Annotated in this window: 13 protein-coding genes; all 13 read right to left on the bottom strand. The window is 40.6% G+C overall.

Annotated features, from left to right (window positions below; genetic code table 11):
- Window positions 1–2: 2 nt before the first annotated feature.
- Window positions 3–2,024, bottom strand: a complete 2,022-nt coding sequence (locus tag E7B10_RS05675) for a VWA domain-containing protein (protein WP_278470892.1) — start codon at window positions 2,022–2,024, stop codon at window positions 3–5.
- Window positions 2,025–2,026: 2 nt separating this feature from the next.
- Window positions 2,027–2,956: an ATP-binding protein gene (locus E7B10_RS05670; protein WP_008715104.1), complete on the bottom strand. Its 930-nt coding sequence runs from the start codon at window positions 2,954–2,956 to the stop codon at window positions 2,027–2,029.
- A 97-nt stretch (window positions 2,957–3,053) separates the two neighbouring features.
- Window positions 3,054–3,899: an ABC transporter ATP-binding protein gene (locus E7B10_RS05665; protein WP_278452080.1), complete on the bottom strand. Its 846-nt coding sequence runs from the start codon at window positions 3,897–3,899 to the stop codon at window positions 3,054–3,056.
- The gene (locus E7B10_RS05660; RefSeq protein WP_278452079.1) at window positions 3,899–4,936 is read right to left on the bottom strand and encodes an iron ABC transporter permease; all 1,038 of its coding nucleotides are present in this window, start codon (window positions 4,934–4,936) and stop codon (window positions 3,899–3,901) included. The genes E7B10_RS05665 and E7B10_RS05660 overlap by 1 nt, the downstream gene beginning before the upstream one ends.
- The gene (locus E7B10_RS05655) at window positions 4,929–5,882 is read right to left on the bottom strand and encodes an ABC transporter substrate-binding protein (protein ID WP_278452078.1); all 954 of its coding nucleotides are present in this window, start codon (window positions 5,880–5,882) and stop codon (window positions 4,929–4,931) included. The genes E7B10_RS05660 and E7B10_RS05655 overlap by 8 nt, the downstream gene beginning before the upstream one ends.
- A gap of 43 nt (window positions 5,883–5,925) precedes the next feature.
- Entirely contained in the window at window positions 5,926–7,908 is a 1,983-nt protein-coding gene (locus tag E7B10_RS05650) for a TonB-dependent siderophore receptor (protein ID WP_278452077.1), read from the bottom strand.
- Between the two features lie 143 nt (window positions 7,909–8,051).
- On the bottom strand, window positions 8,052–9,998 hold the full coding sequence (locus tag E7B10_RS05645; RefSeq protein WP_316055534.1) for a TonB-dependent receptor: 1,947 nt from the start codon (window positions 9,996–9,998) through the stop codon (window positions 8,052–8,054).
- Between the two features lie 177 nt (window positions 9,999–10,175).
- Window positions 10,176–10,922 carry an energy transducer TonB gene (locus tag E7B10_RS05640; RefSeq protein ID WP_316055533.1) on the bottom strand — a complete coding sequence of 249 codons (747 nt, stop codon included), beginning with the start codon at window positions 10,920–10,922 and terminating at the stop codon, window positions 10,176–10,178.
- Between the two features lie 4 nt (window positions 10,923–10,926).
- Window positions 10,927–11,331 carry a biopolymer transporter ExbD gene (locus tag E7B10_RS05635; RefSeq protein WP_012863667.1) on the bottom strand — a complete coding sequence of 135 codons (405 nt, stop codon included), beginning with the start codon at window positions 11,329–11,331 and terminating at the stop codon, window positions 10,927–10,929.
- A complete protein-coding gene (locus tag E7B10_RS05630) occupies window positions 11,328–11,939 on the bottom strand; it encodes a MotA/TolQ/ExbB proton channel family protein (RefSeq protein ID WP_004694376.1) in 612 nt (203 codons plus the stop codon). Before E7B10_RS05630 ends, E7B10_RS05635 begins: the two co-directional genes overlap by 4 nt.
- Window positions 11,940–12,593: 654 nt before the next feature.
- Window positions 12,594–13,766 (bottom strand): M48 family metallopeptidase, encoded by a 1,173-nt coding sequence (locus tag E7B10_RS05625; protein WP_316055532.1) that lies wholly within the window; start codon window positions 13,764–13,766, stop codon window positions 12,594–12,596.
- A 184-nt stretch (window positions 13,767–13,950) separates the two neighbouring features.
- Window positions 13,951–14,322 carry a CGGC domain-containing protein gene (locus E7B10_RS05620; protein ID WP_012863665.1) on the bottom strand — a complete coding sequence of 124 codons (372 nt, stop codon included), beginning with the start codon at window positions 14,320–14,322 and terminating at the stop codon, window positions 13,951–13,953.
- A 124-nt stretch (window positions 14,323–14,446) separates the two neighbouring features.
- Window positions 14,447–15,337 (bottom strand): pirin family protein, encoded by an 891-nt coding sequence (locus tag E7B10_RS05615; RefSeq protein ID WP_316055531.1) that lies wholly within the window; start codon window positions 15,335–15,337, stop codon window positions 14,447–14,449.
- Between the last annotated feature and the right edge of the window lie 326 nt (window positions 15,338–15,663).

Genomic DNA, 15,663 nt, shown 5'->3' with positions numbered 1-15,663 from the left:
ATCTACCTCCGCGATACGCTCAAAATACTATCTGATGTAATGGAATCCATGGCATAATAACTGCCATTCATCAATTTACACAATTCCTTAGCTAGGCCGAGCTTGATAAAGCCCGTTTCCGTATCAATAACGATACAATCTACAGGCAAAGTGCCAAGGATACGAGCCCATTGCTTGGACTCCGCTACAGGGTCCTCAGAATCACCCGACGTAGCTCGACCATCGGTGATACATATAATCTGAATTCGTTCCGCCCGATGGGCACGCAACAATCTATCGCACATAGTATAGGCTACTCGTAAACCTTGAGCTAAAGGGGTCTTTCCCCCTGTTGGCAATTTTGCTAACAATCGCTCTGCTCGCTCTACGCTACGAGTGAAAGGTAATAGTACCTCTGCTGAATCCTTGCGAAATGCAATGAGTCCCACCGAATCACGGTGAATATAGGAGTCTCGCAATAGGCTCAAAATTGCACCTTTTGTCGCCTCCATGCGATGTCGTGCCGCCATAGAGCCACTGGCATCCACTACAAAAAGCTGGTACGCACCGATCCGCTTTTCACGAGCTTTTCGGCGGTAATCTTGGGGTTTTACTACAATAGATAGCCCTTTTAAATCATGACGCTCTGCTTGTGGGGCCCTTTGACATAAGCATTCCGATGTAACAGATCGCTCTACCACATTTAATGGGGTATCTGCCTGTAATGGCGTTACCCTTTCAACGGCTCGCAATCGTTGATACGGTGCGGCTGCACGTAATGTATCAATTAAAGCTAAATCCTCTAAAGCACGTTCATCTTGATAGGCTCGAATCATGCGCCCTCTAATGTCCTTTGTTTTAGTCATGAGGCGCCGACCGGAACCCTTACGGTACTGACGGTCTACTGTTTTAGAAGATTGCAGTTTCCACTGAAAAAATTGGTTAGCTATACGGGCAACAGTATCTGGCAAACATGAAGAAGATATTCTATTAGATAGGTCACCTTGAGTATTCATTGAATCAGAATCCTCTGACTCATTCTGTGTAGAATCCGATGTTTCTAGAGCATTGGACCCACTTGATTTACCATCATCAAAATCTATATCGTTTGAGTCATGTCCATCAGCATTTGAATTGTCCTGTCCATTAGAGTTTAGCTCGTTAGAATTGGATTCATCACACTTGGAGTCTCCGGAATCAGCGTTATTCAAGTTATCTCCATCGGAATCATCCGTTGTTTCCGTACTCTTCTGCGACTGATTTTGATCACTTGCACTATTTGATTCCTCTCCTTGTGAGGTCTGAGATTCAGGTATATCATTGCGCTTCATACGGTGCGGCAATACATAAAGAGCTGCTTGTTCTGCATGTAAAGGCTTACAGTAAGAACTGCCATCAAGAACTGCTAGAGATTTCATAACTTGTAACAATACATATTCTGCATCATGACCTACGGTTCGAGCTTGCAATGCATAGGATATAGCCAGTGAAAGCATAGCATCAGAAACAAATATAGATTGAACTCGTTTAGGATCTATTAGGCTTAATATATCCTCAGATGAAGGCTCAATTTCATCTCGCATTCGTTGTAACACCTTCACTTTAGATTGTAGTGTAGGTGCGTCCATAGATACATGCACATCTACGAGTTCCCACTCCGCATCATCTAAGGTTCCATCCTCATGGTTTACGGTCATAATGAGTAGTATTTGACGAAGTTTCGCTTCTACCAATAGTGTATGACGGACTTCAGGCGACAGAACGTGAGCATCATCGACAACCCAGCATCGATTACTCGTATCACCTAATAAGCCAGATGCCATAACCATCTTACCCTGTGCAAGGGATGCTTCAAAATCGATGGACTCTTGTAGTTGTGAAGTATCTATATAAACAGGTATCAAACGATATGGAATTTGCCATTTCTCGAGGCACTGACGAAGTACATAGCTTTTACCAACACCGGTACCTCCAGAAATAACAATGGTATGAATCTGGTCGTTTACAAGGCCTATTTTGAGGGCCTCTTGTACAGATGTTTCCATAACTAGCCCTCAAGCACTGCCGATACCACTGTATCAATGCGCTCCTCATCGTAACCTTGTTCTTCAAATGGCAAGCGACGTAAGCGATGTTTTAAAGCTAATCGTGCCGCCACCTTGAGGTCTTCCGCTGTAATTTGGTTGCGACTGTGAAAGGCTGCATGAGCACGAGCCGTATGCATCATCGTAATGTCTGGGCGATGTCCATCAACGCCGACACCTATGCTGATACTCGCTATTTGCAACAACACATCATCAGATGGGATGATGCCTGGCAATACTTCACGAGCTTGTAATAAACGTTCGTGCAGGCTACGTTCTGATTCCTTGTAAGACGCTACAAAGCTTTCAGCATTGTCGCCAAAGGCGAGGCGACGCTTGATTACCTCCATACGTTGTGCCGGGTCCTGTTCTCCATAGACCATAACAGATAGTCCGAAACGGTCTAACAGCTGAGGTCTAAGGTCGCCTTCTTCAGGATTCATCGTTCCTACGAGGATAAAACGAGATGGATGAGAGTGGCTCACCCCTTCCCGTTCTACCGTATTCACCCCCATAGCTGCCACGTCTAACAAAATATCTACAATGTGGTCATCTAATAGATTAACCTCATCTACGTAGAGAATATTTTGATGGGCTGCATGTAAAATACCCGGTTCAAAGGCTTTTACCCCCTCTTGTAATGCCTTTTCCAAATTTATGGATCCTACAACACGATCTTCCGTAGCATTGATAGGTAGCTCAACAACAGACATCGCTGATGCGCCTGTTTCCATAGGAGGTAACAGATTCGCTAACGCACGTACAGCCGTAGACTTAGCAGTGCCTTTTTCGCCTTCAATTAACACACCGCCGATTGATGGGTTTATGGCATTGAGCAACAAGGCCAATTTCATTTCATCTTGACCAACAATAGCAGTAAATGGATATAGCATACACCTAACCTCACTCAGATTCGCAATACAAAATAATCACCATACATAATAAATCAATAACCCCTAGGAAAACGCTAAGTATCGTAATCCATTCTAACTATTTCAGATTTGGATCAATAGACATTTCTGAAGTAACTTCGGTTTGTTTGAAGTCATCAATCTTTGTAGTTCCTTTTGGGAATACAAAGATACGTTGTTGTTTAAAGTACGGATCGTCATAGACCGCAGCCGATAAACGGAACGCATTTCGTAAATTTTCTGCCGTCAATACATCTCGAGGTGCACCTACATCAACGATGTGACCATCACTCACCAAAACGAGTTTGGTGCAATATTTGGCAGCTAACTCTAAGTCATGAACGACGATTAAAATCGTTTTGCCTTCGTCACATAATCGGCGGCCTTCATGGAAAATATCGTCAGCATACACTAAATCGAGCGCAGCCGTCGGCTCATCTAGTAATAAGACCTCTGTTTGTTGAGCTAATGCCTTTGCTAAGAATACCCGTTGTCGCTCACCGCCACTCAGGTTTTGTACGGAGCGATTACGCAGATGATAAACACCGACCTCTTTCATAGCCTGTTCAACGATAACCTTATCTTCTGGTCCCTCTTGTTGCCACCATTTAAGATACGGATAACGAGCGGTCATCACAATATCGATGGCTTCATAATCGAAGGAAACATTTACGGACTGTTGCATATACGCCACATGATGAGCGATTTCCTTGTCGCTCAAAGAAGCGATGCTTTTACCATCCCACAAAACATCGCCACCAGACGTAGGATAGAGACCACGCAAGGTTTTTAATAACGTCGTTTTACCAGAACCATTAGGCCCGATAATGCCGACAAACTCACCCCTATCAATAGAAAAGGACGCATCCTTTAGAATGGTGGTTTCCCCTAATGTGACGGATAGAGATTGAACATCTAGTTTCATTAGGCCCCTCCTTTACTACGCAAGCGATGAAGTAAATAAAGAAAATACGGTGCCCCTAAGAGAGCCGTCATAATACCAACGCGAATCTCAATTGGTTGAGCAATGACGCGGCCTAATGTATCGCAGAATACGAGGAATAAGGCACCTCCAACAGCCGCCATAGGCAATAGTATTCGATGATCCGGCCCAACCAAAAGCCGTACAATATGAGGTACTACAAGACCTACAAAGCCGATGGATCCGCTGACACATACAGCGGTAGCTGTAACTACGGATGCTAGAAATAGGAATACCATGCGATATGCCATAACAGGCAAGCCTAAGGCACGCGCCTCTGTATCACCCAGAACGAGCACATTCAAGTGACGACCGAGCATCATCAATATAACGCTGCCCGTCATGATAGGACCCACGGCGAGCAAAACGTGATCCCAACGGCGGAAATCTAGGCCCCCCACCATCCAGAATAAGAATTCACGCAACCGGTACTCATTGATCATGGTCAAGATGCCCGATGTAAAAGCGCCGAGCAGCATACTAACAGCTACACCCGCCAGCAACAAGGTTGTGGTATCGAGCTTGTTATTACGCCAAGTTAACAAAATAGTAATTCCAACGGATACAAAGGCCCCTACGAAGGCAAAAGCAGGCATGTAAAACATACTAAGGGATGTTACGCCAAGAGCAATGGCGATAACCGCACCGAGAGATGCCCCAGCGGATACGCCCATAATACCTGGATCTGCCAATGGATTGGAGAATACCCCTTGCATAACCGCACCAGCCAATGCCAAGGCGCCTCCCACGAGAAGTCCAATGATAAGGCGTGGCATGCGGATATACCACAGTACAGCCTCTTGTTCAGCCGTAATGGGCTCCGTGAAGCTCACAGGTATGCCCATGCCATTTAAAATACTTTGCACGCCCCCTCCGATAGGGATCATAATGGTCCCTACATGGAGTGCCAATAAACTCACAATACATAGCAATACCCCAATCAGAGTTATGGCCATGATGCGTTGTTTCTGTCTAGTCATGAGAATTCCTTTCTAATTGAGGATACACAGTATGCATAATGGCTAGCATCGCTTCACCAATATGCTGATTCATTGTATACAGGTACGCTGCTGGTAAGGGTTTAACTCGATTTTCCTTAATAGCAGGTAGATTTTGAAAGGCCGGATTCTTTAAATATCTATCCGCCAAATTTTTGTCCATTCCCTTATAGGATGGAATAAAAATATAGTCTGGGTTCATGGCTAGCACACGCTCCTCCCCAAAAGGTATTCGTGGTGGTAAACCAATTCGATCAGGTGCATTATAGATGCTCATATAGTGACACATATCATCAAAAAGGCTTCCTGTGCCCGTGTATCCGTCCATAGATGACACAAAGAGAACCGTCTTGCGCTGCTCAAGTGGAATAGATTCCGCTAGGTGCTTTATTTCATCTATTTCACGGTGAATCTTCCGATTGTAAAAGCTACCCTTTTCATCTTCCCCGATAATATGAGCAATCTCCATCACATTCTGAATCACTCCGTCCACCGTAGAAGGAGTAGGTACCACAACAGTGGCTATACCCATGTGCCGTAAACCATAGATAACATCAGCCGATATATAATCTGGCGCTATAACGAGATCCGGTTTCAAGGCTATAATTTTCTCCAAAGGATACGAGCTCAACACAGGTTTTACCAACTTTGCGCGCTTTGCCTCTAGCGAATATTCCTCATAGGTAGACAATTTATTAATGCCTGCTAAACGCTCTGGTTCTATAAGTCCTAATAAAATTGTGTCGACCGCAGAAGACAGTGATAAAATCCGTTTTGGATGCTCTGGAACAGCAACTTGAACGCCATCATGACTGTCAACATAACGAGTATATGGCGTTACATTTGCCTCCGATTGAGGTCCACAACCCGCTATACATACACAAAGGAGTATCATCAAACATATGAAAAATCCAATTTTCTTGTTCATGATGATACTCCTTGTATAGTTCTAATTAGTGATTACATAAAGACTAGAATTTTTGAGTATAGCTGAGTTGGTAATTAAATGGTTCATCCCAGTATTCCCAGTCGCCGTTGGAAATAACATTATGACGGTTTAACAAGTTACGTGCATCTAGCCGCAAGGATGAGTTTTCATTGAACTGATAGCCTACGTATGCATTCCAAGCTATAAGATTTGGGTTTGTACCGCCATCGCGGTTCTTCATCCGTTTTGTGACAAAGTTGATGCTACTACCTGCAGTCCAGGTTGAGCTATTGTAATGGATACCCCCTGTAAATTGCAATTTAGGGTTAGCTTGTTTCCAATAAGTCTTATCGATTTCTCGTTGTTTTGGATTAGAATACGATGCACCCACAGTCATTTTTAAGTGATCTGTTAATTTACGACCATATTGGGCTTCGATACCGACATTTCTATAGCGACCACCATTTACGCGAATCGTGTTTTTACCATTGCTATCCGGTTTCCAAGAGAAGAAGTTTTTAAAGTCCATATAGAAGAGCGCTACTTTCCAGCTATCTTTGTTAGTAATGTGTTTATAGCCTAATTCGTAATTCCAACCTTCTTCAGGTTTCAAATTACGTCCACTAACAGAGGCATAGCCTTTATTAATTTTCTTGAAAGTATCGCTTAAGTTCGGCATTCTAAAGGCTTTACCAACATTTATGTACATGGATGATTCCTTGTTGATACGATGTTGTAATTGGAACTGTGGAATTAATACGCGCTGATTTTTTACAGGATCTTTAATATCCGAATAACGCAAGCCTAAAATACTAGTCCATTTAGGATTGATTTGATAGGAGTATGTACCATAAATGGCATAACTATTGCGATGTGGATTTCCATAGTATGGACCAGATTTAGTGCGATATGTTTCTCGTTTACCAAGTACACCTGCAATGAAATAATCCTTACCACCGCGGAAGTCCCATTCATGTTGCACATCGAAACCATATTGTCGAGCAATATAGTTGTTATCACTCAACGTATATGTCTTTTTACTATGTATGCGACTTTTACCATACAAATCTCTATCATTGTAGAAGATTGTACCTGTAGTATTGCCATCTTTATAAACTAAAGACGCATTATTTTTAGTATCTTTATAAGCATATGTTGTAGAGTGAAGCTTTTGCTTAATAGGATTCGTTTCCGTACTCAACTGTCCAAAGGAAGAATTACCTTCAAAACGGCTAAAGTTCAAAGTCAACTTATCATTTAATTTACCGCTCATAAATACACCTAAGGAATTCCCTTTGTTACGAGCTGTATAATATTCATAGCCTCTAGCATAAGCACCGATATCGGAGCGGATAGGGGTTTCTGGATCTTGAGCACCAAAGAAGTTACGTTCCACACCAATTAAGAAGCGAGGCGTGCCATAGTTAATTTTATAAGTTTGGCGACCCATATTACCAAAACCTATCGTAGCAGAGCCCCCTTCTTTACTTGGAGTCTTAGTAATTACATTGATAACACCACTCATAGCATCAGCGCCATATAAAGCAGACGCTGCACCTTTTAATACTTCAATGCGTTCAATAGAGCTAGTCGGAATAGAGCTAAGTCCGCCCTTGCCATTGAGGTTCATCGGTACCCCATTCATGAGAATCAAAGAGCCCCGTTCAAGACCACGGATATTCACACGGCTATCCATAGCCCCATATTCAAGACCAGATGCACCATAGGAAAAAGACGTAATGCCGGGTACCATATTAACCGCATCAAATGCATTTTTGGCACCACTATTAGCTAAGTCCTTTTGAGTAATAACATCCATCGCAGCCGGCGTATCTAAATCTAAAAGAGCCATGCGATTTGCTGTTACATTAATAGTATGGATTTCAGATACTCCATTAGTTTCACTTGATGCAGCTGTAGTGGGAGTCTTATCAGCACTTACCTCTGCTGCATATCCATTCACAGACAATCCTATCAATGCTAAACCTACAAGTATAGATATACGATGCTTAATTTGTTGTCTCATACCAAATGCCTCACTTAACACATATATATATTCACACAATTATATAAACTACATATTTGTATTATTACACATTTATTTGGACCGCACAAAACCCATACCCCTACCACTACTGCATTCTCGGGGGATTGTATCGTTAATACATATTAAAATTTTTGTGTATAACTTAATTCATAATTGAATGGTGCATCCCAATATTCATAATCTCCATTGGATACCACATTATGACGATTCAAAAGATTGCGTGCATCGAGGCGTAATGTAGCATCTTTATTAAAGTGATACCCAACGTAAGCATTCCAAAGAGCAATGTTAGGGTTCAAGCCACCATCGCGATTGCGCAAACGTTTGGTTACAAAGTTCAAAGATGTGCCTGCATCCCAAGTAGAGCTTTTATAATGAATGCCGGTTGTAAACTGTAACTTAGGAGCCGCTTGTTTCCAATAGGTTTCATTCATTTCCTTTTGTTTTGGATTAGAATAAGAACCACTTACACTCATTTTGAGTCGATCTGACAAATGTCTACTATACTCAGCTTCAATCCCAACATTGTGGAATTTACCACCGTTTACGCGAACGGTTGGGCGACCATTTACATCAGGTTGCCATTGGAAGAAGTTCTTGAAATCCATATAGAACACATCCACCTTCCAGCTATCCTTCTTATTAAGACGTTTATAACCTAATTCATAGTTCCAACCCTCTTCAGGCTTAAGATTTTTACCACTTACTGCTGTGTATTGGCGGTTCACGCTACGGAATGAATCACTTAAGCTAGGCATCGTGTAAGCTTTCCCTATATTTAAGTACATGGAGGAAGCTTTATTGATGGTGTGCAACAATTGGAACTGAGGCGTTAACACATGTTGGTCCTTAATAGGATCACTAATGGCTGTATAACGCAAGCCCAAAATAGCAGTCCATTTGGGATTGATTTCACGAGAATAGCTACTGTACACCGCATAGGTATTACGATGAGGCCGTGTATACACAGGGACCTGTGTGGCACGATAGGTTTCTTGCTTACCTGTAACACCGGCAATCAAATAATCCTTACCGCCTCTAAAGTCCCATTCATGTTGTACATCTATACCATATTGACGAGCTACATAACTGGTTTCGGTCGGCTTGAACTGTTTAGCACTATGAACACGGCTTTCACCACGCATAGTACGGTCATTATAAAACAATGTTCCCGTCGTATTATCATCCTTATAAATCAAAGATGCATTATTACGGTCATCCTTGTAATGATATGTCGTAGAATGACGAGCCTGTCTCACAGGATTTCTTTCTGTACTAATCAAACCAAAGGAGGAACGGCTTTCAGCGCGAGTATAATTTAAGGTTATCTTATCTGAAAGCTTACCGCTCATGAACACACCTAAGGAGTTACCTTTATTGCGCGTAGTGTAGTAATCATAACCCTTGCGACCCGTATAGTCATACCGCACCGGTGTAGATGGATCTTGAGTCCCCCAGTATTTTCTATCGATACCAACGAGGAATCGATCAGTACCATAAGAAATATCAAATCTCTTGGAGCCTCGATTACCTACAGCTACCGTAGCAGAACCGCCCTCTTTTGACGGCGTTTTTGTAATAATATTTATAACGCCACCTAAAGCTTCTGCGCCATATAAGGTAGAGGCCGCCCCCTTTACAACTTCGATGCGCTCAATGGCACTGGTAGGTATAGAGCCAATTCCGCTCTTACCATTTAAGTTCATAGGTACACCGTTTACAAGAACAAGTGCACCGCGATCGAGACCACGAATATTCGTACGGCTATCCATGCCACCAAAATCTGCGCCAGACGCACTAAAGGAGTTAATGGTTACACCCGGTACATTAGCGACCGCATCAAAAGCCGTCTTAGCACCGCTATTTTGTATATCCTCTTGAGTAATAACAGAAGTCGATACTGGTGTATCTAAATCTAATAACGCTGTACGATTAGCTGTTATATTAATAATATTTGCCGCCTCTTGACTTTGATTAGTTGTTACATCTACAGTATAACCATTAGTAGTCACACTAAATAAACCTATCATTGTGGCCGCATATACATATTTATTCATTCCATTTATCATCCTATATCTTCTATTAAAAACTATTTGAAATCTATTAATTTATAGCTTAAATACTGCAACAACGGACAATTTAGTGTAGGGGATACGAGTATCCTCATATCCCCTACATAGTATATTTTCCATATTAAATTTGCTTTTCATTGATTCAATTTCAACTAAATCGAGCTATTCAAATCACTACTCAAAGCTATATCTTATATAAAAAACATCTGATTTAGGTTCGCCAGTTGTATTTATAGCACCACCTGACCTAGCTGCAAGTGCAAGTGCATCATTATCTAGGAGACTAGAGCCACTGCTTTCTTCAATTCTAGCACTTACATAATTACCTTCACCATCAAAATAAACTCTAATAGTAACTACTCCGGTAATACCTCGTCGAACAGCTTGTGGCGGCATTACTTTATTAGCATCTAAGCTAGCTCGGTATTCAGAAACATCAAAGTAACCCGTGCCTTCCGTATTACTAGTACCAGGATTTCCCCCTTCTGAGCCTGGCCCATCATTAGCTTTACCACCATTGCCAGCGTTACCACCACCAGGGCCTGGTACATTGCCACTGCCTGGATTACCAACAGGATTATCAGTATTACCATTCAAATTGACTGATGCCGTCTCATTGCCACCTAAGTAAGGATTCAGATTTTTTAAGCCTTCTGTCTGCTTTCCCGATAAATCAGGCAACACACTACCTGCTTTACCGCCCCCTGCGACGGGTTTGTCGTCAGGGTGAATCTTTAGTTTCTCAGGATCCTTCTTTTCTTGAGGAGGTTCTTGCTGCCCCATATCGAGGTTGATAACCAAGTCTTTTTTTTGTGTTTCTGGAGGTTTTATATGACCAAACCAATCACCTACAACACCCCAATATACAAGATTTAATACCAATGCAGCTACGAAAGGAATTCCATATCGTTTGTCTACCATAGAATCACTTCCGTTCTGTAGCTACGCTAACAAACCGAGCACCACTAATTTTAAGATTATCTAAAATATTGATAACGTCCTTATATGCAATATCCTCAGAGGCACGTACAATAAATGCCTGTTGAGGTTCTTTTGCAACAATCCCTTGAATTTCATTACCCAATTGATCAGGGGCAATCTCACGTTCATTCAAATACATTTTATGTGTAGCTGTTAATGAAATTGTGATAGGCTCAATCGTCTTCGCAGAGGAAGAGGAGGCCTTTGGTAAGTTAAGAGGAATTTGTTCCTCTGTATTCATGTATAGCGTACTCATCATAAAAAATACGAGCAAGAAGAATACGATATCAATCATAGGTATAATCATGATGGTAGGTTCTTTTTGTATGCCTACTGAACTACGTTTCATCGTTGACTCCTAATATATAAATCCATAATAGAACCTAATTTTTGCTCTAACTTTGCAATATCAGAATTTACTTTATCTGTACACCAACTATGGATAGCTAATGCTACGATAGCTACTGAAAGCCCCGTTGCAGTGGCAACCAACGCTTCGGATACGCCGCCTGTGATAACAGTAGGCGCACCAATATCACCTCCAACGGCTGCAAAGGATCGAATCATACCAACAACAGTCCCCAAAAGTCCAAGTAATGGAGCCATTGTTACCATCATGCTAAGCCAGTTAAGACCGCGTTTTAAGCGTTCATCCATGTAACCTACCACATCATGTAAACGGTTCTCTAAACCTTCCGCACTATATACAGACTCCACGATAGGAGACACGAATCTACTCAATGCGTCATCACTATTTTTTATAGAATTTTCTAGAGTAGACCAATTATTACTATTACGACCTGCATCAATGCTATCGGACAACTGTTGTAACTCATGATTGATGTTTCTGTACGTACGAATACGTTCAAATAAAATAGTACATGCTGCTAACATGAATAGTACAAGTGGATACATAACGAAACCACCTGCATTAAATAGGTGAATTGTATACTCCATCATAGCCTCCATATAATGTATAAAATTACGTATTATTTAACAAAAAAATGGTCATCTATATTATTAGATTAACCACCAACATTGACATTATCCTATAAAGCATGTATAAGTACAATAACCCTATACCCCCTACCGTTATGGTATTTCTATAGGATTCCATTCTAACTACATATTTCATCCACCTTAAATATACATCTATCCACCATATATAGACAACACTAAGTTATCGCATAAATAATTCATAAATATTACAAGAAATATAATAAAACCTTCTATAACAACTATGTTTAACAAGATAATTTCTTATATTTCATGGTATAAACCCATTACAATTCACTTTCCATTCTCAAAAGATTCTCTGTATTTTTATGAATCTATTATTGCTTTATGAATATAATTTATTTACACATGAATAATAATTATACTTATGATCAACAATATCTTTACAGTCTATTTCTTACTCGTATATCCCTCAATACATCTTATAAACTTATTAACATATAAACTTATTAACATATAAACTTATACTCAAACTATAAAAATTACAATCCATATAAAAAGAGGACTAAGCCTTCATGGGCTCAGTCCTCTGATTATTCTGATTATAATAACATAAATCCTTAAAGCAAATTATATGCTATTTATAACTCTCATTTATTTTTTAGCTTTATCAGCTTTTATCTTTTTATTTTCTTTTACCTTTTTAGGTTTTTCTTGTTTAACCTTCACTGGTTTTTTCGCATTAACAGCAGCACCTGCAGGCTTTACAAATGCATTGTTAAGATTTGTTGCCACTTGCAATGCTACGTCTGCATTTGGCGTAGAAACAATGGATTGACCAGCTACCGTTACAGTGTCACCACTATAGGATGCAGAACCTGGTGTCACTTGATTGTTATGATACAATCGTGCCAATTTACCAGCCATGTAATAAGCACGCTCTTCGCCTGTGTAGCGGCCACTACCTGCTGGAGTATAGATATTATCACCGTTTACGTACACAGTACCATTCGATACGTTTACATGATTCCCAGAATATGTGTACATACGAGAAATATTATTGTTCACCCGATCGGACAACTTTGGATGGTTATTAGGTGCTACCACTTGTGAAAGCCCTTCGCGGTAGTGTTCCCCCACTTTGTTGCGCAGTACTGCCATAGAACCAGCTGCACCACCCACATTGTATGGAGACTCACTTAAAATCTTAAAGCCTAACTCATCAGCGGCTTTTTCTTGACTCATCGTAAACACTTGATTGGATAAGTAGTTACCTGCCACATTAGATAAAATAGCCGCACCTTCACTACCGCCAGCAGCAATGCCGACCGCTGTAGAAAGACCGATTTGCTTCTTAGCGCCATTAATAATATCTTTATGCTCGCCATGAGAGATTTCATGAGCCATTACATAGGCCAATTGATCATCATCTAGCGTATCTAGAGCACCCTTGTTAATGGACATAACGCGACCAAGTGTGGCAAACGCATTAAACTCCTCATCAGGATTCGCATATACAACGTAGGAACGTTTTACACTAGGTGTAGCCTCTAATGTCTTCATAATTCGATTTACACGCTCTTGGGCGGCACTATCGTTTAAGTAACCAGTTTTCTCTTTTGTGCGTGCCAAACTCTCCTGTTGCCCCTCTGCAGAATTATCCATTTTATTTAATGCAGTAGATACGTAAGCCATAGCAATAGCACCACCAGCTAAAGATTGTACCGCAGCAGAAGCAGCATTAACAGAAGCCGTTTGCATCATAGTAGGTGCCATTGTCACTGCCATAGCAATAGATAAAGTAGCCGCTGTAAGTTTCTTATTCATTCTCTCAACCTCTTAAACAATGATATAGCTATATAATAAAACAATATAGAATGTAAGAAAACGCCAGAATTTCCACACTACCTATATAATATTACTTCATGATAAATATAGAATGAATAATGGAACAATCATTCATCTATCATAAGATGGTGCAATCTATTATGGTTAATTCAAACATTGCTAACTATTGATCTGTCGTTACTGGTTTAGCTGAAAGTACTACCGCTTCTTTACCATCTTTAGAAACAGCGCCACCATGTGTATAGCCTACTACATCAAAGCCTGCCTCAGCACACTGCTCTGCGATGCTTTCATAATTTTCATTCTTACCACGCGTACATGTAGAAAGATGTACCGTAGTAACACCTTTTTTCTTAAAAGACTCAATCTTCTTAGCTAGATCCCCACCACTATGTGTGAACCCCACCAACTCAATATCCTCATCAGCATAACGCTCAAAGGAATCCGCTTTATTCATAAATGCTTTCAAACAACCGCCACAAGAACAGCGTTGCATTGTATCCTCATTTACGAGGACCGCAATTTTTTTAGACATAAAACCTCCTGTCAAAACATTGTACGCAATCATTATACCATAATCAATATAAAATAATGTGTCTCAGGATACATTACTTACAAGAAATACCCTGATGTACGCCATTATAAATCAAGGTGTTATATTACATAATAGCTTCTTCGCGGCCAAATTTACCGTTTTTGTATTCTCCATAAGCGAGGAGAAGCTCTGTTTTATTTGTCATAACAAATGACCCTTGTTTTACCACTGGTTCATTGAGGGGTTCTCCAGCGAGAACGAAGATTTCAAGGCCTTCATCACCAGACTCTACCTCAAAGCGCTCTCCATCATTGTTGAAAAGTACAAAGTCTGCAAATTCTATGCTTTCACCATTGGCACTACCTGTACCATTAATCACAAGGAAGCCTGTATTCCAAGTCATATTCTCAGAAATAGAGATCCATGAATTAGGTTGAAGTTTTATTTTGTAAATATTCATCGGTGTATGGGATTTAGCAGGACCTGTTATATGTCTGAAAGCACCGGTGTAAACGATGGCATCGATTGTTTCATCAAGAGATTGATACCGCCCCATTGTGGTAGCAGGTATATATTGATATGCAGGTACATCGTTTTTATGACGTTCAGGTAGATTTACCCATAATTGTAAAGCATGGAACAAACGTCCCCGCTTTGCATATTCTTTTTCATGAAATTCTTTGTGCAAAACACCACTAGCTGCAGTCATCCATTGCACATCACCAGAGTGAATAACACCACTATTACCAGCTGCATCTTTATGTTCAATGGAGCCGGAAAAAGAAAATGTTACCGTTTCAAAGCCTTTATGGGGATGTGGAGTGACACCTGTATCAAAAGGACTGGCCTCAAAATAATATGGCTCGTTATAGTCGAGTAACAAAAATGGAGACATACGATCAAGCATAGGTGACTCATCGCCATCAGGGAAGTACTGACGTACTCTAAATCCATTGCCTACCCAATGAATATCAGGAGCTTTAATAATTCTTTCAATTGTTCTTACAGGATTCATTCTATCACCTCTTAATCGAACAGGATCCATAATAGTTGTATTATATATGAATAAATGCTCATATATTTCAATACTATTATATCTATTTTTTTCGATATGTCAAGGGTGGGCTATTAGAATAGTAATTTACATAAGTTTCGAGCTACTCAACTAATTTACGGTTCGATAATACCATTGATGATATGTGCTGCAAAATTGATTAATACAGATAGATTTAACTTGTACACCCTTGGCTGGAGACGGTTCTAGCAGGGTTAGCTAGTCGAAGATGAGCAAAAAGAAAAAGGCCTACCATTCGGTAGACCTTTTTCTTTTCGTTAATCAGC

The sequence above is a fragment of the Veillonella sp. genome (assembly GCF_032470285.1).
GTDB lineage: Bacteria > Bacillota > Negativicutes > Veillonellales > Veillonellaceae > Veillonella.
Note: the sequence above shows the minus strand (reverse complement) of the source record. Positions and strands in the feature narration are given on the sequence as shown.